Origin of the sequence: Wohlfahrtiimonas populi, from assembly GCF_002006795.1 — a bacterium.
In the GTDB taxonomy this organism is placed as follows: Bacteria; Pseudomonadota; Gammaproteobacteria; order Cardiobacteriales; family Wohlfahrtiimonadaceae; genus Wohlfahrtiimonas; species Wohlfahrtiimonas populi.
The window spans coordinates 98,187-120,826 of record NZ_MVDN01000001.1; the positions used below are offsets into that span (position 1 = coordinate 98,187).

21 protein-coding genes and 2 tRNA genes are annotated in these 22,640 nt (G+C 36.0%); 4 read left to right on the top strand and 19 right to left on the bottom strand.

The window, feature by feature from the left end; genetic code table 11:
* Positions 1-510 precede the first annotated feature (510 nt).
* From BZK16_RS00525 to BZK16_RS00535, 3 genes are all read right to left on the bottom strand, one after another.
* Positions 511-744 (bottom strand): RNA-binding S4 domain-containing protein, encoded by a 234-nt coding sequence (locus BZK16_RS00525; protein WP_077926953.1) that lies wholly within the window; start codon positions 742-744, stop codon positions 511-513.
* A 48-nt stretch (positions 745-792) separates the two neighbouring features.
* Positions 793-1,095, bottom strand: a complete 303-nt coding sequence (locus BZK16_RS00530) for a hypothetical protein (RefSeq protein ID WP_077926954.1) — start codon at positions 1,093-1,095, stop codon at positions 793-795.
* A 139-nt stretch (positions 1,096-1,234) separates the two neighbouring features.
* A tRNA-Met gene (locus BZK16_RS00535) sits at positions 1,235-1,311 on the bottom strand.
* Between the two features lie 150 nt (positions 1,312-1,461).
* On the opposite strand from BZK16_RS00535, the gene ddpX reads away from it, so the two are divergent.
* Entirely contained in the window at positions 1,462-2,025 is a 564-nt protein-coding gene (ddpX, locus tag BZK16_RS00540) for a D-alanyl-D-alanine dipeptidase (protein ID WP_077926955.1), read from the top strand.
* Between the two features lie 38 nt (positions 2,026-2,063).
* On the opposite strand, the gene BZK16_RS00545 is transcribed toward ddpX, so the two are convergent.
* The 6 genes from BZK16_RS00545 to BZK16_RS00570 form a co-directional block, all read right to left on the bottom strand.
* The gene (locus BZK16_RS00545; protein ID WP_077926956.1) at positions 2,064-2,336 is read right to left on the bottom strand and encodes an oxidative damage protection protein; all 273 of its coding nucleotides are present in this window, start codon (positions 2,334-2,336) and stop codon (positions 2,064-2,066) included.
* 66 nt (positions 2,337-2,402) lie between these two features.
* Positions 2,403-3,353 carry a ribose-phosphate pyrophosphokinase gene (locus tag BZK16_RS00550; protein WP_077926957.1) on the bottom strand — a complete coding sequence of 317 codons (951 nt, stop codon included), beginning with the start codon at positions 3,351-3,353 and terminating at the stop codon, positions 2,403-2,405.
* A gap of 122 nt (positions 3,354-3,475) precedes the next feature.
* Positions 3,476-3,550, bottom strand: a tRNA-Gln gene (locus tag BZK16_RS00555).
* A 237-nt stretch (positions 3,551-3,787) separates the two neighbouring features.
* Positions 3,788-4,579, bottom strand: coding sequence for a segregation and condensation protein A (locus tag BZK16_RS00560; protein WP_077926958.1), 792 nt, complete (start codon positions 4,577-4,579; stop codon positions 3,788-3,790).
* Positions 4,580-5,572, bottom strand: a complete 993-nt coding sequence (gene trpS / locus BZK16_RS00565; protein WP_077926959.1) for a tryptophan--tRNA ligase — start codon at positions 5,570-5,572, stop codon at positions 4,580-4,582.
* A 9-nt stretch (positions 5,573-5,581) separates the two neighbouring features.
* On the bottom strand, positions 5,582-6,256 hold the full coding sequence (locus BZK16_RS00570; protein ID WP_077926960.1) for a site-2 protease family protein: 675 nt from the start codon (positions 6,254-6,256) through the stop codon (positions 5,582-5,584).
* Between the two features lie 177 nt (positions 6,257-6,433).
* Between BZK16_RS00570 and BZK16_RS00575 the strand changes: the two genes are divergently transcribed.
* The 3 genes from BZK16_RS00575 to BZK16_RS00585 are packed head-to-tail and all read left to right on the top strand — an operon-like array spanning position 6,434 to position 8,693.
* A complete protein-coding gene (locus tag BZK16_RS00575; protein ID WP_077926961.1) occupies positions 6,434-6,730 on the top strand; it encodes a pilus assembly FimT family protein in 297 nt (98 codons plus the stop codon).
* A 3-nt stretch (positions 6,731-6,733) separates the two neighbouring features.
* Positions 6,734-7,609 carry a pilus assembly FimT family protein gene (locus BZK16_RS00580; protein WP_077926962.1) on the top strand — a complete coding sequence of 292 codons (876 nt, stop codon included), beginning with the start codon at positions 6,734-6,736 and terminating at the stop codon, positions 7,607-7,609.
* Between the two features lie 19 nt (positions 7,610-7,628).
* Positions 7,629-8,693: a PilW family protein gene (locus tag BZK16_RS00585; RefSeq protein WP_077926963.1), complete on the top strand. Its 1,065-nt coding sequence runs from the start codon at positions 7,629-7,631 to the stop codon at positions 8,691-8,693.
* A gap of 60 nt (positions 8,694-8,753) precedes the next feature.
* On the opposite strand, the gene BZK16_RS00590 is transcribed toward BZK16_RS00585, so the two are convergent.
* The 10 genes from BZK16_RS00590 to BZK16_RS00635 form a co-directional block, all read right to left on the bottom strand.
* Positions 8,754-12,023, bottom strand: a complete 3,270-nt coding sequence (locus tag BZK16_RS00590) for a translocation/assembly module TamB domain-containing protein (protein ID WP_077926964.1) — start codon at positions 12,021-12,023, stop codon at positions 8,754-8,756.
* A gap of 9 nt (positions 12,024-12,032) precedes the next feature.
* A complete protein-coding gene (locus BZK16_RS00595) occupies positions 12,033-12,791 on the bottom strand; it encodes a Nif3-like dinuclear metal center hexameric protein (protein WP_077926965.1) in 759 nt (252 codons plus the stop codon).
* A 21-nt stretch (positions 12,792-12,812) separates the two neighbouring features.
* The gene (locus BZK16_RS00600) at positions 12,813-14,537 is read right to left on the bottom strand and encodes a coiled-coil domain-containing protein (protein ID WP_233145137.1); all 1,725 of its coding nucleotides are present in this window, start codon (positions 14,535-14,537) and stop codon (positions 12,813-12,815) included.
* Positions 14,538-14,618: 81 nt separating this feature from the next.
* Entirely contained in the window at positions 14,619-17,513 is a 2,895-nt protein-coding gene (locus BZK16_RS00605) for an insulinase family protein (protein ID WP_077926966.1), read from the bottom strand.
* 213 nt (positions 17,514-17,726) lie between these two features.
* Entirely contained in the window at positions 17,727-18,053 is a 327-nt protein-coding gene (locus BZK16_RS00610; RefSeq protein WP_077926967.1) for an AzlD domain-containing protein, read from the bottom strand.
* A 1-nt stretch (position 18,054) separates the two neighbouring features.
* On the bottom strand, positions 18,055-18,765 hold the full coding sequence (locus tag BZK16_RS00615; protein ID WP_077926968.1) for an AzlC family ABC transporter permease: 711 nt from the start codon (positions 18,763-18,765) through the stop codon (positions 18,055-18,057).
* Between the two features lie 83 nt (positions 18,766-18,848).
* A complete protein-coding gene (locus BZK16_RS00620; RefSeq protein ID WP_077926969.1) occupies positions 18,849-19,676 on the bottom strand; it encodes an AraC family transcriptional regulator in 828 nt (275 codons plus the stop codon).
* 3 nt (positions 19,677-19,679) lie between these two features.
* Positions 19,680-20,270 (bottom strand): response regulator, encoded by a 591-nt coding sequence (locus tag BZK16_RS00625; RefSeq protein WP_077926970.1) that lies wholly within the window; start codon positions 20,268-20,270, stop codon positions 19,680-19,682.
* 17 nt (positions 20,271-20,287) lie between these two features.
* Positions 20,288-20,836, bottom strand: a complete 549-nt coding sequence (locus BZK16_RS00630; protein ID WP_077926971.1) for a hypothetical protein — start codon at positions 20,834-20,836, stop codon at positions 20,288-20,290.
* Positions 20,837-20,838: 2 nt separating this feature from the next.
* A complete protein-coding gene (locus BZK16_RS00635) occupies positions 20,839-22,530 on the bottom strand; it encodes a sensor histidine kinase (RefSeq protein WP_233145138.1) in 1,692 nt (563 codons plus the stop codon).
* Between the last annotated feature and the right edge of the window lie 110 nt (positions 22,531-22,640).

Consider the following 22,640-nt stretch of genomic DNA (forward strand, 5'->3'; position numbering starts at 1 on the left):
TAAATTATTGAATTGAATATGAATTATTTTATTTATACTATTTTAAGTTAATCAAGAGACAAGCTACTTAATTAGAACTATCCATTTGATATATATTGAAAATAACAAAATAGTTGCGTTATCCATTACAGGTGTTTTTACCCATATTCACATGAAAATTGTGGATTTTTATAAATAAACAGAAATGCTTAAAAGCCATTTAAAATACAAAAAAAATCGACAAATCATCATAATTTATCGATTTTATAGCAACTTATTTATAAGAAGATAATCTTAAATATACAGTAAAAGTGCTCAGAAAAACCACTTATTAAATAAAATTTATCAATAATAAATATATTTTATGATAAATATTCGAATAATATGTTTCAAAAATTCACAATAACTAATAAAAACTCACCTGAAAAATTCCCAATATTCTTCCATACTTATTTCCTGCAACCAAAGACTTAATGAATTCTTCAAATGTATTAGCAACCACTGTAATACAATAATCTCTTTCTGGATGGATTAGCCTTCAAACCCAGCATGCACAAGAATCTCAAAGCCTTTACCTGTAACTTTGCTACCATAGACAATCTTTGCAGTTTTACGCAATTCCAATGCACCATTCACATTGATTAAACCTTCAGCCACCATATGCTTCGCACTACCGCCAGAATCCGCGATTCCTGTCATTTTCAATAAATCATTCAATGCAATGTGTGCATGATCTTCTAAATAGAAGTCAATTTTCTGTGACATATCCATCTCACCTTCGTTGTTTAAAATTCCGCCATTCTACACTAAACACTATTCATGCATAGCGCGTAAATATTCCTCTTCATTCAAGCATTGCGGATTACTCGTTGCAAAGCGATTAAAATCCATAATGCCTTTATCACGAGCTTCCGTACGATCAATACAGCCATCACCATTTTGATCGGCCTCAGTAAAGCTATCAATCTCAAAATCAGATGTTTTTTCTCTGTAATGAACATCTACAACCTGCTCACCATCTTTTGTGTCTTGGATGATAAAAATAGTTTCAGTAGATTGTGCATAAGCAACTGAACCTACCAATACAGCCAAACTCATCATTAAAATCTTTTTCATTATAGCTTCCTCTACGATTGATCAATCTCTCTATATTATATCTAAGGAATATGAAGGAATAATCAAAGTGCTTGATATTAGTTTTTAATGAAAAGCTTAAATGCAAAAAGCCTTTGCTAATGCAAAGGCTTTTTAAATATGGTGGACATAGGTGGAATCGAACCACCGACCCCAGCATTATGAGTGCTGTGCTCTAACCAGCTGAGCTACATGTCCATATTGTGTTAAGGAGTCGAATTATAGAGATGTTTCATAAGATCGTCAACACCAATATTAATTTTTGCTCACTATTTAAACAAAACAACATAAATTTATTTAAAAGGTTATCATTTATAACTGTTTTAACAGGGTTTAAAAGGATGAACCATGAGCAGTGATTTAGTCGAACTCACCGAAGATTCTCACGATATTTTCATAGATATGCCATATGCCGATGAAAGAAATTTCACAGGCAAGCCTGTTTACAATCAAGCCAAAGTATTGCTCCACAAAGATGCTGAAGTTAAACTTCAAAAAGCCATCGAGCAAGCCAAGCACCTTGGTCTCAAATTTATTATTTATGATGCTTATCGCCCACCAAAAGCACAGTTTATCTTTTGGGATCACTCTACTAATCCAGATTTTCTAGCCAATCCACACAAACGTGGCTCACCTCATTCTCGCGGTGTTGCTGTTGATGTTGGTTTAGCAGATATCATCACAGGAAAACCGCTAGAAATGGGTACGCCTTTTGATAGCTTCTTACCTGAATCATGGCATGCCAATTATAATGTATCCATAGAAGCACAAAGAAACCGCTTAATTCTAGCAGGTATTATGCTCAATGCTGGCTTTGATAATTACTCACATGAATGGTGGCATTATCAATTCTTCAATAGCTATGAATATCCGCTCTTAGAAGATGAACGCTTAGGCGTGATCGAACCATAAATATAAAATGAAATAACCGCTCATTGAGCGGTTATTTTTTATTTCTGTGGTACAAATTGCTCTGGCAATTCAATATCACTGTCACTGAAGAAAAATTGCACCATTTGCTCTTCAATGAATTTACGCGCATTAGGATCCAATGGATTCACACGATATTCATTGATCAAAATAGTTTGTTGCTTTAACCACAACTGCCAAGCTTCATTAGAAATATTTTCAAAAATTTTCGTTCCTAATTCACCAGGATACATTGGGCGTGCTAAACCTTCCGCCTCTTTTTTGAGTTTTTGACAAAATACAGTGCGTGACATTTTAAATCCTCATATAAAACAAAAGCCAGAGATAATCTGGCTTTATAATATAACTCAATTTTGCAATTAAGCAAAAAGGCTACTGACTGATTCTTCCGCGTGAATGCGACGAATTGTGTTAGCAATGATATGAGAAACTGACAGTACACGAATTTTCTCACAGTTCATTGAAGCTTCTGACAATGGAATTGTATCTGTTACGATCATTTCATCTAATGCAGAGCTTTCAATATTCTGAATTGCTTTACCAGACAAGATTGGATGTGAGCAGTACGCACGAACAGACATTGCACCGTTTTCTTTCAATACGTTTGCAGCTGCTGCCAATGTACCTGCTGTATCAACGATATCATCAACGATTACGCAGTTTTTGCCACGAACATCACCAATGATGTTCATTACTTCTGATACGTTTGGTGCTGGACGACGTTTATCAATGATAACTAAATCATTTGTTTCCAATTGCTTAGCAATTGCACGCGCACGTAATACACCACCAACATCAGGAGATACAATACATAAATTTTCTTGTTGAAGACCAATAATGTCACGGTACATTACAGGTGTTGCATAAATATTATCAACAGGAATTTCAAAGAAGCCTTGAATTTGATCCGCATGCAAGTCAATTGTTAAAACACGATTACACCCCACGCTTGTGATCATGTTAGCAACAACTTTTGCAGAGATTGGTACACGCGCAGAACGTGGACGACGATCTTGTCTTGAGTAACCAAAATAAGGAATTACAGCTGTAATTCTCATTGCTGAAGCACGGCGAAGTGCATCAATCGTTACTAAAAGTTCCATTAAGTTATCATTAGTTGGGTAGCATGTAGGCTGAATTAAGAATACGTCTTTACCACGAACGTTTTCATTAATTGAAACCATTACTTCGCCATCAGAGAAACGACCAACAGTGGCATCGCCAAGAGTCATACCAAGATGTTCAACAATTTTATTAGCTAATTCCGGGTTCGCGTTACCAGCAAAGATCATCATCTGAGCATTGCTCATGATTATACTTCCTTGATTAAAGATTGATTAAAATAAAGGTGATGTTTGTAGCCGTGATATATTACTATATTTTGCATAAGCATGATAAGCTCTTGTAATCTACAAACTCATAAGAAGAATTTTGGCTGGGCTGCCAGGGATCGAACCTGGGAATGGCGGGATCAAAACCCGCTGCCTTACCGCTTGGCTACAGCCCAAAAGATGTGATGCATTATAGGGATTTTTAATCACTTGTCCACCCCTTTAACTGCACAACTTTTAATCAAATGAATTTATCAAAACAAAAACAAACACATAGATATTATATCTCATACAAAAATCATTGATGAAATGCATATCCAATAGTATTACAGCCCTTTTGTCACCTCCAACAAAGATTATATTCTAGCACTAGAATTCAAAAACTGCTTCAAATATAGGCAATTTCTCACGATTTATTTCAATTTAAGGTTAATTACGCCATAAGCACTATCTTGTACAATATCAATCATCTGTTGTTTAGATAATTCTAAGATTGCAATGAAAGAAACCACAATACCCAACTTCCCTTCTTTCAAATTCAGAACTTTTTCAAATGACAAATAACTCACATCACTCAAATGATCCAAAATATTAACCATACGCTCCTGTACAGATAATATTTCTGTCGTAATGACATGCTGTGTAAAGTGCACTTGCTCTTTTAACAACTTTTTCAATGCTACTGTCAATTCATCAATGTGAATCTGAGGCAATCTTTCTTCACGAATCAATTCAGGTAAAGATGGCGATGTTGGAAATATTTCTTCATCGAATCTAGGTAAAGCATCCATATCCATCGCAGCTTGCTTATATTGAGCATACAGCTGTAATCGTTCAATTAATTCTTTTCTTGGATCATTCTCTTCTTCTGCATCTTCTACCGTTGGATGTTTTGGTAATAATAAGCGCGATTTAATCTCAGCAAGCCATGCTGCCATCACTAAATAGTCTGATGCTAATTCAAAACGATCTTTCTTCAATAAATCCACATAAGCCATATATTGGCTCGTGATTTCTGAAATAGGAATGTCCAAAATATCGAAGTTATTGCGACGAATCAGATACAACAGTAAGTCAAATGGTCCTTCAAATGCTTCTAACCATAATTCCAATGCATCTGGTGGAATGAATAGATCTAAAGGGAGCTGAACAGGCTCACCTCGATAAATTGCACCAACATTATCCTGTTCAGCTTCAAACAACATTTACAGACCCACAGCTTTTTTCAATTGAGCAATGAAAGGAACTGTATGCTCGCGAGCTCTTTCAGCACCTTTTAACAATACACCTTCCACATATTCTGGATTTGCCATCAATTCATTGTACTTTTCGCGCGGCTCAATCAAGATTGCATTAATTTTCTCAAACAATACTTGTTTCATTTCCCCCCAAGCAATACCTTCAGCATAAGCTTTACGGATTTCAGCACATTCAGCTTCTGTTGCGAATGCTTTATACATTTCATACAAAGTGGATTGATCTGGATCTTTCGGAACGCCAGGTTCAGTTGAATCTGTCACAATTTTCATGATTGATTTACGCAATTGTTTTTCAGGCAAGAACAATGGAATCGTATTGTTATAGCTCTTGCTCATTTTACGGCCATCTAAACCTGGCAATAATGCAACGCTTTCTTCAATCTTAGCTTCTGGCAATACAAAATGCTCACCATATAAATAGTTAAAACGTTGTGCAATATCACGCGCCATTTCAACATGCTGAATCTGATCGCGGCCAACTGGCACTTGATGCGCATTGAACATTAAAATGTCCGCAGCCATCAACACAGGATATGAAAATAATCCCATCGTAATGCCCTTATCAGGATCTTCTTGATTATTAGTATTATCATCCACAGCCGCTTTATAAGCATGAGCACGATTCATCAAACCTTTCGACGTTACGCATGTTAACAACCACATTAATTGCGTAATTTCAGGAATATCAGATTGACGATAAAACGTTGCTTTATCTGTATCTAAACCTAAAGATAGCCATGTTGCAGCGATTTCTTGACGAGATTGAATGATGCGCGCAGGCTCTTGGCATTTAATCAACGCATGATAATCTGCCAAAAAGAAAAAACAGTTATCATTTTCTTGGCTCATTTTAATAGCAGGGCCAACAGCACCTGCAAAGTTGCCTAAATGAGGCGTTCCTGTTGTAGTAATTCCTGTTAATACGACTTGTTTAGACATTTCTTTATCCTAAAAAAAGATTCCCAAAATAGACAAAATTAATTTAACAATCATCCCTGAGATTAAACTCAAAGGTAAAAGCCCTAAGTATAACAAACCAATGATCACCCAAAGACCATAAGGCTCAACTTTTTCTAATTGTTTTGCGAGATTGTATGGCAATAACATCATGGCAATTTTTCCGCCATCCAATGGTGGAATTGGCATTAGATTCAATACCATTAAGAATACATTGATCAATACGCCATATTGCGCCATGATCTGCAATCCTTTAGTTAAGGTTGGTTCATCACCATAAGTGGATTCCATACCAGAAACGATGATCAAAACAATCGCCCATAAAAATGCTTGAATAAAGTTAGAAGCAGGTCCAGCAAAAGCAGTTAAGGCTATATCTTTGCGAGGGTTCTTAAATTTACGTGGGTCAAATGGCACAGGCTTTGCCCAACCAAATAGAAATAATCCTGAACCGGTTAATGTCGATAATACAAATAATCCTAAAGGAACAGCAATCGTGCCAATTGGATCAATATGGCGAATGGGTGACAAAGATAATCTTCCTTGTAGCTTAGCTGTATTATCACCTAGCCAATATGCCATATAACCATGTGCAGCTTCATGAATAGTGATTGCAAAAACCAAAGGGACTAACATCAATAAGAGAACTGTAAAATCTAGTTCCATATCATCTTCCAAATTCAAAAGAATTGATTGTAACAAAAAATGAAAAGCTATCTGTTATAAACTTGACCTAGTTACTGATATTTAGTGTTAATTTAATCACTGAGAAATGATATAATGCTGAATTTATAAAACCAATATTTGTAGACTCTACATTACAAACAAAAAAGGTTATAACAAATGAATTTACAAAGATCACTTCATACTAATAAAGGTTATACGCTCATCGAGCTGATGATCACCTTACTCATTTTTGCAATCATTTCAATGTTTGGCGTTCCTGCTTTCTATGATTTTATCGAGCAATCTCGCGCAAAAAGCCAGATGGCTAAGGCTGCAAATTTTTTACGTTCGGCACAAGAAATTGCAACATCTACAAATCGAATTGTGTATGTTTATACTGCAGGGTATTTTGATTATGATCATAATAGAGATAAAGATACTTATTGGTATCAANACAAACAAAAAAGGTTATAACAAATGAATTTACAAAGATCACTTCATACTAATAAAGGTTATACGCTCATCGAGCTGATGATCACCTTACTCATTTTTGCAATCATTTCAATGTTTGGCGTTCCTGCTTTCTATGATTTTATCGAGCAATCTCGCGCAAAAAGCCAGATGGCTAAGGCTGCAAATTTTTTACGTTCGGCACAAGAAATTGCAACATCTACAAATCGAATTGTGTATGTTTATACTGCAGGGTATTTTGATTATGATCATAATAGAGATAAAGATACTTATTGGTATCAAGACTGGATAATGTCATTTAAGCCAATTGGCTATAAACATACAACTATCGTAGAGCAAGATAAAGCTTTAAGGATAGAAGATGGAGGAAAAATGACAGCTAATCCAAATTACTTAATCGCACAACAACAAATTTTTACTTCAAACAATACATTTCATTTAAATGTATTAGATAGTCAGGAACATAATGCAATTGATCGGAAAAAAATCTCTGGGTCTAGCGCTAACACTGAAATAGAAGGATATAGTAAAGTACGAGAAGCTCCTGAGCAAGGTAGTGTTGTAGGAAAGCCAACTTATTTAGTCTTCTATCCATCTGGTGCGTTGATTATGCCTATTTTTGTATTGGATAAAACTTCTGTAAATGAAAGTTTTAGTAGTGCAAAGACATGGGGCAACATCAAAACGAAGTTTACAGACCCTATTGGGGTATTAGCAGGCTGCCGTATTGGTGGTGGATTAACCATAGATGTTATTAACTATACATTTAATAAAAGGCTAATCCAAAATGATTTAACATTTTCCGCAACTCAAGTTAACGGCACAAGTGGATCACCACCTTCATTTAGCCAAAACATCTGTGGCTCTAGATTTTTGCAATAACTGCACTTAAGGATTTGATATGCTAAAAATATATAAAAATAGAGGTGTTTCCCTTATTGAGTTGATGGTTGCGGTTGCTCTTGGGTTAATCCTAATCCTTTCAATGCTAGCATTTTATAGTATCAGCTCACAAAATGTTGTGGATTTCCAACAAGCAAATAATGATCAACAGCAGATTCGTAAGATGATGAATTTATTAGAAACGGATATTGAAAATACAGGTGGATTTGAATGTGCAGCACCAGACCAAGTTTATGCCTATGCAAATTCAACAAATACTTTCAGGAGCCCTACTAATATTATTTCTCTTGGAGATAATCTCTCTCGCAAGCAAATTGTATTTGTCCACCCTGTCATTGCCGAATATCAACATACCGCTCTAGGCATGTTGGATTTTAACAAAACATCAAAAGATTTAAAATCTTATACGCCTATACTCATTAAAGATGCTGGTTGTGGTCAAGATAAAAGCTCAATTTATATTGGTGCAACAATCTTAGAAATGCTACCTATGAATGCAGTCATTACTACAGACACTACATATAACGCAAGGGCGAATGATATTATGGCATTTGTGTCATTATCAGCAGTCCAGTCAAGACGTGAAAAAAATAGTAATACAACGGAAATGCTTTATACCCCAACAATGAATGATGCAACAGTTATGTTTCTATCTGATGAAAAGAATAGTGACAAAATTTCCGTCGGTAAAAACACTGTAGATATATTTCTAGGTTTTTCTCCTGAAGGAGAAAATTTAACACATGTTCCAAATAATGAAATGGTTGATATTAAACGAGGAGGCTGGATTGACCCATTTAAATCTGATCAAAACTATAACTTAGTTGTAAATAAAAATTCCGGTAGCAATAATACTCCAAACCCAGAACTATTAAGCCAAACTATACATTCAGATGTAACAGGAAAATCTATTAAAACATATCCTTTAAAAAAAGAATTAATTGAACAAGTTCGTGCCATAAAATTTGTCTTTACTTTTGGTGCACATAACGGTGCACCAGAGCGCAAATTAACCCGAGTTATTCGCTTTAAAAACACACACTTAATGAAAATAGAAAAGTAATAAAATAAAAATCCCCTGAATAAAACTGGGGATTTTTATAATTATAAAGAATATAATGCTTTATATTTCTTTAAAATACCTTAAGTCCATCGTTGAATATTCATCACTCATCTGAGCATCAAAACTAAAATATTTTAAAAAATTATAACGTATTAAAGCAAAAGCCCCTCCACTATCTTCAAAAATACTCACACCGACACCCACATAGAAGTTCTCAGTTAAGTATTTACCAATCCCCAAACTTGTATTGCCTGATAAATCCTTCATTACACCCAAGTCAGTTAAGCCTACACTTTTAGCTATTGCATTATCATTGGATGTCACAATTTCGCCAGATGCAATACGCTGTGCCATTTTAGCAATCTGAAGCATTTCTACAGCTGTCAATGAGTCAACATCTGACCCCAATGCCAAATAAGAGACAATTGAGTTGGTTGGCATACCTGGTTGAGAGAACAGATTCACTTTAGGATTTTGTGCTGTGCCTGTCACGCGAACACCTACGCTCACTTTTGTACCAGTTCGTTTATTCTCAAACATACGAGAAGCTTGGAACTCAATATTTGGGTTAGCAATATCCAAACCTGTGAATTGAATCTTCCCTTTATCCAAGGTCAATTCTTGCCCTAAAACATTATAAACACCACTGCCCATATTGATAATGCCAAGGGCTGTTAAAGGGTTATTGACTGATTTTTTAAGATCAATGCTTCCCATTAATTTTCCGACAAAACCAACCGCGCCAACAGAAATGTTATCACCCAATACAATTTTGAAATCCATCGTGAAGTTATTCCAGAATTTTGATGGCTCTTTTTTCTCAATCGGAGCTCGTTTTGAAGAAATCACAATAGTATCTTCTGAAACCTTATGAACACTACCACGCGGATCATCAGAACTCTTATATAAGAATTTCAATTCAGGAATTAACAAGTTTCCTTTGATGACAGCCGCGCCATTCTTAATGGCGATATCAACATTGGGTGATGCAACTGCTTTCACATTTGTACTATCGGCTAATAATAGTGAATCACCACGAATTTTGATATTAGATTCCATAGTTTTCAAATCAATGGCGCCATTCAAAGCCATTTTCCCAGAACCTGCAAGTAATCCACCATCCACCGACAATACAGGCTTGCCTTTCTGTAAAGCCACTTTCAAATTAATATTCTTAATTAAAGAGTTGTATTCAGCATTATAAATTTCACCATTAATCAAATCTAAATTAAATCCAATATCCAAACCTTTAGCTAGTTCTCCAGATGTCTCAAGCTTCATATCCACTTTACCATCCAACTTTTGCAAAGTTGGAATAATAGGTAAAATCCAACTCAATGTTGGCGCATTACCTGTCACTTTTACATCCACAAGCTGCTTACCTAACGGTTCTTTCATGGTACCACCCCCATGAATCTGCAAATATTTTCCCCAGTCGATATCCAACTTTGTCATCACTTCTTCAGGTTTAGCATGCACAATAGCTTTTGTTTTTTTCAACGGTACATTCAACTCATAACCGTGCATTCGATAACGAACATTCCCTTCTGCCAAAGATAAATCTACAACCCCATTAAAGTTTTTTGTATCTGTAAATTGCCCTACTATCACCATATCAGCCGTTGTATTGATATCTATTTCTGGTGGCAATAAAGATTTCAATTTCTTTGGTTGTAATCGTCTAATCACTAAAGAACCAAAACTTTGGGCTTCTGTTTTTTGCCCTTCTAGGCAAAATGTTGTTGGCAATTCCTGCAAACATAAAAGCGATAACTTAATATTTTTAGGCGAAACATTTAATTGTGCAGGTTTTGAGAGATTATATTTCCCAATGATGTCACTATAAACATCCAATTTATTAATATCTAAAGACCACTCTTTATAATTCTCACGGTTCACATGACCAACACCAACAAAATCAGTGGTATTCAAAATACTGCGGACTTTTAAGTCAATATTGTGCTCTTCTAAAGAACCTGCTGATGTTAATGTCACTTTATCAACAATCACTTTATCTTTATTAGCAATATTTTCAATAATGGCAGAGAAATCAAATTGCTCAACTTTCTCAGCTTGTAATTTAATTTTGCCAGATTTTACGGTTAAATCTTGAGCTTTCAACTGGCTCAAATCTGCTGTGAATGCTGTTGTTTGTGCTTCATTATGATCAGCTTTAATATCCAAAGAATCTAAAACAACACCGAAACCTTTAATATTCTTACCAGTGATATCACCTGATAATAATGGCTTTTTAAAATCACCGGCAAAGCTAAAATCACCTTTCACAGAACCTGTTAATTCAGGGTAAATATCCTTAAGTTCTGTCATATACAGATCTAAATTTGCAGTCAATGCTTTAGGATTATTCAATGACCATTGCCCTGTTGTTGCGAGCTGGTTGGAAATATTGAATAGCGTTAAATCCCAACTTAAATCTGCCTGATTCTTAATGTTTAACTTTGTTTCAATCACTAAAGGCTTTGCCAACATATCTGGCCAATTAAACGTGATCGCATCATGGACTTTTAAATCATTCAAAGTACCTGTCACCAAAATATTCATGGCATGATCAAAGTAATCTTCACCAATACGCATTTCTTGTGTTGAATTTTTTAAACGAATATTAACAGCATCAGTTTCTTTATTGGCATCAATACTAGCTGTTGCATTCAAAGGCAAGGTGACATTATCACCAATATTCAATAACCCTTTATATGCCACATCTTTAAATGCCCAAGTGGTTTGGCTGATCACACCATTATTCACTTTAGCGGTTTCCATATAGACAGATAGATCAGGCAGAATCACAGCGACATCAGTAGCCTTTACAGAATCAATAGTGATATCAACTGGTAACTGTCCGCGCTTAAATGAGAAAGGCAAAAATGGTTCTGCATCAGGATCAGCTGGTGTTGGCTCCCCAGGCTTTGTTAAGATAATATCTGCTTGCTCCACAGACAAGCTTTTAACTGTTACAGATTTATCTAGGATTTTATTTAAATCCCATTGTGCTTCTGCATTAGAAAGCTCTATGTAATTTTCTTCGTTCAACATTAAATGCAAGCGATCAAATTGAATGCCTTGCCACAATGTTCCGCGAAGTGCATCAATTTGCACCATGTCATTCACAGGGGATTTTTTCAAAGCATAATCTACAAGTTTTAATCCTTGGGGTGTGAATACAACAAAAGCCACAAATCCCACAATTAAAACTAATAGAAAAATAATCAAATAAATGAAACGCTTCAACCAGCGCCAAGGGCTTTTCTTTTTTTTAGTTGGCTGCTCTTCTACTAGTGGCGCCTGATTCTCTGCTATTTCTGTTGTCATGTATATTCTCTATACTGGGTTATCACAATCAATGAATTCAACATCTAACTGGTATTCTTGTTTTAACCATTCGCCTAATGCTTCAATACCATATCGCTCAGTTGCATGATGCCCAGCTGCGTAATAATGAATATCTAATTCACGAGCGCTATGCGTTGTTCTTTCGCTAATTTCCCCTGATAAATAAGCATCCACACCAAACTCCGCCGCTTTATCAATATAATCTTGTGCACCGCCACTGCACCAAGCAATTGTGCTGATCAATTTGTCTGATTCTGGCGCAATATGTAAAGGCTTTCTATTGAATCTATGCTCAATGATTTCAGCAAAAACTTCGCCTTTCATTGGCTGCTTTAAGTTGCCCTTAAAAATTAAAGGCTGAGTATCCATTGGATCTAATGGTTCAACATCTAAAATATTCAATAATTCAGCAATTTTCGCATTATTACCAATCTCAGGATCCATATCTAAAGGCAAATGATAACCCATTAAATTAATATCATTTTTAATCAATGATGCAATTCTGCGGTATTTCATGTTAATGATTCGCATGTCTTCATTGCGCCAAAAATAACCATGATGCACCAAAATTAAATCTGCTTTTTTAGCAATGGCAGCATCGATCAAACGTTGTGATGCAGTCACGCCCGTAATGATTTTTTTAATTTCATGCTTACCTTCAATCTGTAAACCATTCGGTGCATAATCTTTAATGCGATCTGCTTGAAGCTTATTATTTAGGATTTTTTCTAATTCAAAAACATTCATGATATTCTCCTGCTAAGCCCACTATTGTACAGCTTTATCATTGCTAACTAAAATTTGTTGGCGTGGTAATTTCCAGCCTTTCTCTTGGCAAACCTCCAAGCATGCATGATTCGTTAAACGTTCAATTCTAAAGTATGATCCTGCACATTCGCCTTCATACTCCATCACAACAGCATATTCAATGGCTTGCCCGTAAATGATTCGTTTCACTTGCACACTAATGCTACGTAAATACTGCGTTACACCAATATCATTCAAACGCTCTCTGACTTTAGCTTCAAATGCTACGCTAACTTCTGAAATTGGTAAATCTGTATGAGAATAATCCAAACCAAATGTTGGTGAAACATAAAAACCTGCCGCAACATTCTGGATCTTCATGCTATAAAAATCAGCCGTTGGAATCATAATTTCTCTAAAAAATGAATCTAAATAAACCATTTCAGGCGTTTGTCGCTTAACTTTTGCATAATTACCATCTGGTAAGAAGATATTATCTCCCACTTGTGTTGGAAACCACTCTTCTTCTGAATTAAATGGGCGAGAATTCAAGTCTGCAATTTCGCTCAATGAAATACGAATTCGTCCATTTTCTAAAACAGGATTCACACATGTACAGTAAAAACTTAAACGTTTCACTTCCCATGGAATACCACGATACATAATGCGCTCACCTTCTCTCACAGCACCTAGATTCAAGAAAATTTTCAATTCACTCACATATTGGGGGGCAGAATTTCTTAAGCTAATGATGCCGAAGAAGATCAACAATACTGCCAAGCCGAACAGAACCATATCACCTTGCACATAAATTACACTTAAAAATGCAAGGATTGCTGAGACATAAACAGCTAAGTTATAAATGATCCATAAAAAGCGTAAACGTGTATTTACTTTGCGTGATTTGCGCTGTTTCTTACGCTTATGTTCAAAATGAATAATAGCTCTTTTAATGCCAACGCCAAAAATTAAAACAACACCAGCACCTGCTAATAAAGCCATCAATAAAATCAGCCCACGACCTAAAAAGATTGAACTTAAAGCATTTTTAATGCGATCTTCCAATGGCACTTCAGCGTCTTCCAACTCTTTCAATTGAAGTGCTAAAATATTTTTTTGATTCAATAACTCTTGTTGATAATTCGTCCATTGCTTACGCAATGCATCCATTCGTTTTTTAGCTTCTGGCGAAACTTGATCTGTAGGAATTGCATTCAAGGATTTCAAACCATCAGAAATCGCTTTATATTTCGTTTCTAACTCTAGATTTTCATAGTTTAAGCGATCTCTTTCTCTTGGTTTTTCTGTCAATGAGCGCATTTCGGCAAATAGCGGTTTAACAATGACCAATAGTTCTTCTTGCCACTTAAAATCTTCTGAAGCAGGTGCTTTATTCACCAATACATTAGGATTTACACCGCCAAAAGCCATTTTATTAAATATACTTTCTAGGCTCTTTTCCTGTGCTTTCAATGTTTCTAAACTTGCTTTGATTTCCTTTATGCGCTCTTCATCTTTGATTTGTTTTAAGCTAGCTTGAAGTTGCTTTTGCTTATCCAGATTCTCTCTTAAGGATTGATCAATCTGGTTCAACTCTGTACAGCAATTATTATTTTTTTCTATTAATGGCGCAATTGCAGGTGCTGATGCGACAGGCTCTGTTTGCGCAATTGCAACTGATGCAAAACTTACGATCCAAAGTAAAAATACATGGCTAAAACTACGGATTAGTCTTTTCTTAGACACATTGTCTCCTCAAGGCTAAAGTGATCAATAAAAATGAAAGGCATAAAAAAAGCGCCCTTGCGAGCGCTTATCTTAACAATTCTAAGCTAAAGTATAAACCTTCAAGTTAGCTTTTTCTAAAGCTTCTTTCGGGCCTAACACAGCAATATCAGCTGGTTTATCAACGAAATACTTCTCTGTCACTGCTTTCAAATCATCCAATGTTACTTTCAAAATATTCGCACGGAATGCTTCACGAACATCTGGCGTATTACCAAAATAATTTGCCAATGCAGTTTGCTGATATTCAGCTGCAGGCGAAGCTGGTTTATCAATACCTGAAATCACACCCAATACAGCTTCTTCTAATGCTAATTGTTCATGTTTTGTATTGAGCATCCATTGAATAGAAGCATCGAAATCTGCCAATGTTTCAGTTAAGCGAGGATCACGATAACTGAAGAAATTAAATGAGCCACCATTGCCATTGTAATTTCCGCCGCCGCCATAAGCACCACCTTGTTCACGAATTGCACGATGTAAATAACCATTGCGTAAGAAGCCAGCTAAGATTGTTAATGCTGGCGAATCTTCATGATCACTTGTTGCCACTTTATAGCTCTTACCACAATAATGAACAGGCGCATTGATCGCCCAGCCAATATTCAACTGTTCATTTGGCACTGCAAACGGGAAGTTATAAGCCGCTGTTTGTGTTACATCATGCGTTAACGCTTTTGTGAAATAATCACTAAACTGTGTCAATTCATTGTCACTTGAAATCGCCATCAATTCATATTTTGCGCCATTCAATTTTTGTAACAACGATTTCAATTGCGTGCAGAAATCATTACAAGCCAATGACTCTTTCAATCGCGCTGTCAATTGATTGCCCAACTGAATGCCTTTCATACCGCCAACTTCTTCAGATAAATAGTTCATCTGAGACATATTTTGGCTCGCAGAACCCATCGCATATAAATGGCCGTTAGAAACAATACCTTCTTCACGCGATAACTTCAATTGATTCAACAATTCTTGAATACGCTTAGTTTCATCGAAACGTGCATCAAAGAACGTTGCTTTCAACAAATCAGTTAGGTGCTGGCTATTGGCTGATAATGCTTTACCAGATAACATCCAAAGCCCTTTGAATTTGCCATCTTTACGATCTGTTTTATAAACAGTTGTTGCGCTTAATCCACCAGTTACAGCATAAATACGTGCTTGTTGCTCTGTATAACTGTATTGGCCACAACCAACATCTGTTAAAATAGCATTTAAATATGGCAATAAACGGCTTTCATCTTCTGTTAATGCTGGCAACTCAACGATTAAGCTTTGATAAATCATGCCGTTTGTATTCACAGCACCAGTATAAATCGTTTGATTGTTCAACTGAATTGCAGAAACTTCTGGAATTGCTAATTTAGCAGGAATATCTTCACGTGTTACCATTGGCAATACGCTGATATCATCCTCTTGACCTTGACGTTTTTTCAATTCAACGGCTTCAGCAATGATTTTAGCTGCTTGTTCTTCTGTCAATTCTGACTGAATTTTTGCTAAACGTGCTTTCTCTTCCGCCACAATTTCATCTGCCATTGTATGGCTTGGTTTAACTGTCAAACACACTTTATGAGGGTTATTTAACAATAAACGGTCAATTAACTCTGGGATGAAGTTAGGGTTTTGAATCTCTTCACGCATTTTTAACAATACATTATCAATCGCCAACGCATCCACTGCTTCTCCACCATGTAAAACTGGTGCTAAGCATTGAAGAATCATATTCAAACCATAAGGCATTCTACCTTCTACAATTTCACGAGAGGATAATTCCAATTGATGCAATACAGATTCAACCACAGCTGGATCTACATTTTCATCTCGAACTTTCGTTAAAGTAGAAAGGATTAAATCATTAATTTTTTCAGCATTTTCGCTATTAGCACCTTCTAAGCCTGCACTGAAGAAAATTTCTTTGGTGCTATCTTCCAAGCCACAGAATGTAGATGGTGCAACGCCCAAATCACTTGTTTCCAACACATGGCGCAATGGAGAACTTGAGTTATCCAACAATACACCGCTTAAAATACGTGCGCGCATAACATCATAGTTATCATAAATTGGGCCAAGCAACCAAGCATTGATCACATGTGTTTTATTTTCCATGCTCTCTTCTTTTGGCAATGGATAATAACTTGTCACATGCTTTGGTTCAGTGAAACGCTGTTCATCTGGTACAGCAAAATCAAAAGTCTGTGCTTCAAATTGAGATAACACACGGTCTTCAAATACTTTCTGATGATCTTTAGGATCTAAATTACCGTAAGTGAAAAATACGCTGTTGGAAGGATGATAGTGTTTTGCATGGAATGCTTTCAACTCTTCATGTGTTAAATCAGGGATATTTTTAGGATCACCACCTGAATTGTGATGATAAGTTACAGTTGGGAATAAATTCGTTGAAATTTCTTGATATAACAACGAAATTGGCGAACTCATCGCTCCTTTCATTTCATTGAATACAACGCCTTTATAAACCAATGGACTTTTAGGATTTTCTGTTTCTTCAAACTCAAAACGATGTCCTTCTTGCAAGAAATCGTAGTAGTTTAAATTTGGAAAAAATGCTGCATCTAAATAGATATTCAATAAATTATTGAAATCTTTTTTGTTTTGGCTTGAGAATGGATAAGCTGTCCAATCTGATGATGTGAATGCATTCATGAACGTATTCAATGAACGGCGAATCATCATAAAGAATGGGTCACGCACAGGATAATTCTTAGAACCGCACAATGCTGTGTGCTCCAAAATATGTGCAACGCCTGTAGAATCTTGTGGAACCGTTAAAAACCCGACTAAAAATGTGTTGTTCGTATCATCCGATGCAATGTGAAAATGCTTCGCTTTAGTTTCATTATGAACATATTCTTCCAATGTAACATTGAGAGAATCAATGTAGGTTGATTTTAGCTGGGTAAACGACATGTAAGAAATTCCTCACCGTATTAAAAATGAATGCCATTATGGCATGAATACTTAACAATATGGCTATGTTAATTAGTAATTCAAGGGCAAGATAATGATCTTGATAAAATAAAAACAGCCCCTAAGAGCCGTTTTATTGAAGCTTTATATTATTTTAATACTAGGGACTCCTACTCTATTTTTATTCTCTCAACAACTTTATTTTCTAATATGCTAAATACTCGGCATCACCAGAAAAAGTAACAGATAAAAAAACGTCACGCTGCCTACCATATTCCACAAAACATTTTTTACTTTGAACATCAATAAGCACCCAAAAATCGCTGCATATAAATAAGCATTGGTGGGTATTTCACGCAAACCTGTTTCGCCATCAAAAAAGATAATTGGTACACAAATGACACTCAGCAAACAAGGTGCTGAAAAGCTCAACATTCTTTCAATAAATTTTGGTAAACGAATTGCAACTTTCGGCTCTAAGAAAAAGTAACGATTGAAATAGATGATGATCGCTAAAATAAAAATTAATCCGTAACTCATTTTATAACTCCATAACTTCGTGCTTCACAACAAATGTTTCATACAATGAAGCCACCAACATTCCTGTTAAACCTGCCACAATCAACCCACTTTTGAACTGTAATAACTGCAACACAAATGCACAAACACACGATACAAACACACCCAAAACGGTTGCTTTATTTTTAGTCAGCGCGATGATGATCGGGATAAAAATCGCCACAATGGAAAAATCTAGATGATATTTATGTAGATCAGGTACAGTATTGGCAACCACAATGCCTGCATAGTTAAAAATCACCCAAAAGAAATAGAAACAGAAACCTGCCCCGATCAGATAATAACGATTACTTGAATTAACGCTAGAACGAATTGCAAAAAGTTCATCCGTTAATAAAAAGCCCAGTGCTAAGCGAGTTTTGAGTGGATATTTGCCAATCTTTTTTCTAAAGACCAAGGCATAAATGAAATGTTGTGATGTCACAAAAAATACTGAAACAATGATCATCGCAATTGGCGCGCCTGCCATCACTAAACCTAAACTCACCAATTGTGCTGTGCCTGCGAACATAAAAATCGGCATTGCCATTGCTTCAGCCACAGATAATCCTGCATTAATCGCCATTGAGCCTGCCAAAATTCCCCAAGGCAATGCTGCAATACTCAAAGGCAACATAATCATAAAACCTTTCATAAAGTGCCGAGCTTGCACATACAACTTTTTGTTACTCATTTTCCACTGAACCTTCACTAATACTTACAGGAAAGCTAGTATTGCGAATGAATCATCACTTTGACTAGAACAAAATTGCTGTTTTATGCAAAAAGTGAGTTTGTATATTGTGTTGGCGTTACACCAAATGCTTTTTTAAAATGACGATTGAAATGGCTTTGATCTGAAAAACCACAATCCACAGCGATATCAATTGGGCGCAAGCCTTGTTTTAACAATCTACTCGCTTTATGTAATCGTGCTTGAATGAGCCATTTGTGCGGTGTCATTCCTACATGTTGATTAAACTGACGCAGAAAATGCCATTGGCTCAAATGCGCCATATTCGCTAATTCATTCAAAGTAAATTCACGCTCTGGATAAGCATAAATAAACTCTTTTACCCATAATATTTGTTTTTTGCTATCAGATAATTGCTGTATTTCTGGCGTGGATTGCCCATGTTTTGCAATCAAATAAGCCATTGTGGAGAGATAAAAGGTTTCCTTTAATAAGGTATTGCCTTCTTGTTCTAATAATAAAAAGAGTTGCATCAACTGCTGTACTAAACCATGATCATCCACAACTGCATCAGAAAACCAAGGCGCGCCCGTTTGCTTAAATAGATCTTTATTAATGTGCGCGATCATTTCTGGTGTGGGATAAATTGCATGATATTCCCAGCCTGATTCCTGTACTGGCGATCCTGTGTGAACTTCATCTGCATTGATCAACACAATGTGTCGTTCATTGGCGTAATAGTTACTGCCTTGCCATTGGAAAGTTTGTGCACCATCTTCGATCACAGCAATGCAATAACCCTCATGAGAATGCTTTGTGAAAGCTTGCTCTTCATAACGGGCATTCAAAAGCTCCAAACCACCAAGCTCAGGTAAATGCCAATAATTTGCAAACTCTGATCGATCACACATTCACTAAACTTCTTTCAAATCAGACAATTTCACCACAAATTCAGCCAATGTTTCCACATTTAATTTTTTCATAGCACTTGAGCGTTGTACTTCCACAGTTCGCACTGAAACACATAATTGATCAGCAATTTCTCGATTGGTTAAGCCTTCATAAACCAATTGGCTTACTTGTTTTTCACGCTCAGATAACTGAACAAATTGCTGTTGAATAGTGAAATCATAAAATAGTTTTTCAGTTTCTATTTTTGCACGTACCAATGCAGTCTCTAGTTTAGCCATAGAAACAGGCTTTTCTAAAAAATCGACTGCACCATTCTTCAATAGTGTCACAGCTTGAGATAATTCACCATGCCCAGTCAAAATAATGGGTGCAATCACACTGCCCTTTTTCTTCAAAAGATCCACGACAGCATCACCATTCATTTTGGGCATTCGTAAATCTAAAATGGCAATGGCAGGCTCAAATAAATCCGCACCATCAATGAAATGCTCACCATTTTCCCATTGCTCAACCAATGAATAATCTAATTGATTCACCAAAAACTCGCATGATTCACGCACTTCAATTTCATCATCTACAATATGTATTTTCATATATTCTCGATTTTAATTTATATCTTTGGGACACATTCTAATGACCGAACAAATTTTAATTTATCATCAACAAGTTTCCACTCTACCAATGTCGTACATCGTCCACTTTTCTTCCTCAATCCTGAACCTGAAAGTATAAAAATTTCCTTATTCTCCCCAATACCCAATTTCCCATAAGGCTCATCAAAATAAGTAAACGCTATCTTTTGACAACGCATTCCATTTTGCTGTAATAAAAAAATATCTATCGGACAACCTATACTTCCACATGCACCTTTATTATCCGCTTTATCTTGAATCAAATAATCTGTTAGCCCATCATCATTCAAATCATATTGGTACATAGATATTTGAAATTTATCATGTATAAGTGAACTCTCTAATTCAACTGCATTCATATATCTATGATTAAAATCTTCAAGCATTTCAGGGCATAAATTCTTAATTTCACTTACACCTATATCTCGTGGCTCTAACCACTCTATAGAAACTTTTGATGCTGAATAAGCTATGGAACATACAAAAATAATACTTAAAGCTATAAAACGTTTTATTGTCATTTTCATTATCAGTTCTCCTCAATCGTTGAGCCTGTTGGAATGATGATTCGTACAGAAGCACCTTTCTCACTATCTTTGCGGTTATCAATTCTAAATTTGCCACCAATCACAGCCATCAAGCGCTCACAAATCACTAAACCTAATCCTAAGCCTGTTGGTTTTGATGTTCTAAAGGGCACAAATGGCGCATCTAATTCATCTTTCGTAAACCCTGAGCCATTATCTATGATCAAAATTTTATAATAGTCCTGATGGCAATTAGCTTCGATGATGATGTGATTTGCGCCTGCTTGCACAGCATTTAAGAGTGAATTCATCATCACTTGTTCCAAAATAGACACCACTGTAAAAACCTTTTGATCACAATTAATGTGCAATTCAATTTCCACTCGATTTTTAGTTTGTAAGTGAATAATTTCGATCATTCTTGTCATAAAATCATTGAAATTGAACCACTCAAATTGATCCATCGTTTTAGGTTTCACCCATGATTGCAGATTCTTAATAATAGAACTGCATTGCTCCACTTGTTGCACAATTCTTTCAATTGGCTGAATGAATGATTGCGGATCTCGCCCTTTTTGCAAACCTAACAAACTGCCTTCAGCATAATTACGAATCGCCATCAATGGCTGATTCAATTCATGCCCAATTCCGCTTGCTACTTCACCCAAAATATTCACGCGATCTGCTCGAGAGAGCATTTTTTCATATTCATGCAAGCGATGATAAGAAGATTCCAATGCAACACGACGCTTTCTTGCAATCCAAGTGAGCCAACCATGATTCAAAGCCAATAAAAGCATAATGAATGCAATTGCTATGATCCATAATTTATATTGATTCGTAATGCGCCAAAAGGTTTCCCACAAAGTTTCTTCCACTTTGATCAATCCAGCAAAACGTTGCATGGCATAAATCTCGCCCAATCCCACTGGCAAACGCCAAGTTGTTAAAGATGGATCATCATTATCAAACAATGCTTTTTGGATAATTTGCGCATCATTTTCTGTTAATGTGGACAAAGCTGCAATTGACCAATTGTAAGCCAATGGCGTTGAACTAATGCACCCATCTTTTGTTTGCGTTGCTTCAATCAGTCTAAAATCATCAGGATTAATTTGATCAGCTTTCACCATATTTTCATATAAACATGTGGGAATAATCGCCGCATCCACTAACTGGCTTTGCACAGTAAAAACGCCACGTTCAATCGGAAAGCCTGTAAATGTCACAAAATAATCTTTAGGTGATTCTAAACCTTCTTTATAAATGGCTTTATAGCCCAATAAAAATCCGCCCAAAGCATCTTTAGAAACAGCAGAAACTCGCTTCTTTTTTAAATCCTTAATCGTATGAATATCACTATCACTGCGCACTAAAATCGTACTGCCCACAACAGAACTTGGATTAAATGCACCACTATTGCGATCTAAACTCGCAATCCAGCGCAATTTAATATCAGGAAATACTGATAAAAAAGCCGTTTGGTTCGCAATCAATAAATCAGCCTCATTATTCAAAGCAACCTTTTGAAACTGCTCAATTGTCACAGGCATTAAAACGATTTCATCTTCAGGGAAATCTTTTTCTAGTAAGGTTTTAAATCCATTCCAACTTTTTAACGTGGCTTCTTTGCCCATTGGCGCCAAAACCGCAATTTTTATTTTCTTAATGGACAACGTTTCTGCTTTCGACAATGACAAAAGCAGTAAGACAAAGATCAAAAAAACTTTATTTATAAGGGATTTATACACTTTCACACTCGCCTTTCTTGTCACAAATCAACTTTTAACCCTTTATGTGGTTT

What these genes read in the sequence shown, in the direction of transcription:
- BZK16_RS00525 (WP_077926953.1), bottom strand. Translation starts at nt 744, where the DNA reads ATGTCACAGAAAATTGACTTCTATTTAGAAGATCATGCACACATTGCA.
- BZK16_RS00530 (WP_077926954.1), bottom strand. Translation starts at nt 1,095, where the DNA reads ATGAAAAAGATTTTAATGATGAGTTTGGCTGTATTGGTAGGTTCAGTT.
- ddpX (WP_077926955.1), top strand. Translation starts at nt 1,462, where the DNA reads ATGAGCAGTGATTTAGTCGAACTCACCGAAGATTCTCACGATATTTTC.
- BZK16_RS00545 (WP_077926956.1), bottom strand. Translation starts at nt 2,336, where the DNA reads ATGTCACGCACTGTATTTTGTCAAAAACTCAAAAAAGAGGCGGAAGGT.
- BZK16_RS00550 (WP_077926957.1), bottom strand. Translation starts at nt 3,353, where the DNA reads ATGAGCAATGCTCAGATGATGATCTTTGCTGGTAACGCGAACCCGGAA.
- BZK16_RS00560 (WP_077926958.1), bottom strand. Translation starts at nt 4,579, where the DNA reads ATGTTGTTTGAAGCTGAACAGGATAATGTTGGTGCAATTTATCGAGGT.
- trpS (WP_077926959.1), bottom strand. Translation starts at nt 5,572, where the DNA reads ATGTCTAAACAAGTCGTATTAACAGGAATTACTACAACAGGAACGCCT.
- BZK16_RS00570 (WP_077926960.1), bottom strand. Translation starts at nt 6,256, where the DNA reads ATGGAACTAGATTTTACAGTTCTCTTATTGATGTTAGTCCCTTTGGTT.
- BZK16_RS00580 (WP_077926962.1), top strand. Translation starts at nt 6,734, where the DNA reads ATGAATTTACAAAGATCACTTCATACTAATAAAGGTTATACGCTCATC.
- BZK16_RS00585 (WP_077926963.1), top strand. Translation starts at nt 7,629, where the DNA reads ATGCTAAAAATATATAAAAATAGAGGTGTTTCCCTTATTGAGTTGATG.
- BZK16_RS00590 (WP_077926964.1), bottom strand. Translation starts at nt 12,023, where the DNA reads ATGACAACAGAAATAGCAGAGAATCAGGCGCCACTAGTAGAAGAGCAG.
- BZK16_RS00595 (WP_077926965.1), bottom strand. Translation starts at nt 12,791, where the DNA reads ATGAATGTTTTTGAATTAGAAAAAATCCTAAATAATAAGCTTCAAGCA.
- BZK16_RS00605 (WP_077926966.1), bottom strand. Translation starts at nt 17,513, where the DNA reads ATGTCGTTTACCCAGCTAAAATCAACCTACATTGATTCTCTCAATGTT.
- BZK16_RS00610 (WP_077926967.1), bottom strand. Translation starts at nt 18,053, where the DNA reads ATGAGTTACGGATTAATTTTTATTTTAGCGATCATCATCTATTTCAAT.
- BZK16_RS00615 (WP_077926968.1), bottom strand. Translation starts at nt 18,765, where the DNA reads ATGAGTAACAAAAAGTTGTATGTGCAAGCTCGGCACTTTATGAAAGGT.
- BZK16_RS00620 (WP_077926969.1), bottom strand. Translation starts at nt 19,676, where the DNA reads ATGTGTGATCGATCAGAGTTTGCAAATTATTGGCATTTACCTGAGCTT.
- BZK16_RS00625 (WP_077926970.1), bottom strand. Translation starts at nt 20,270, where the DNA reads ATGAAAATACATATTGTAGATGATGAAATTGAAGTGCGTGAATCATGC.
- BZK16_RS00630 (WP_077926971.1), bottom strand. Translation starts at nt 20,836, where the DNA reads ATGAAAATGACAATAAAACGTTTTATAGCTTTAAGTATTATTTTTGTA.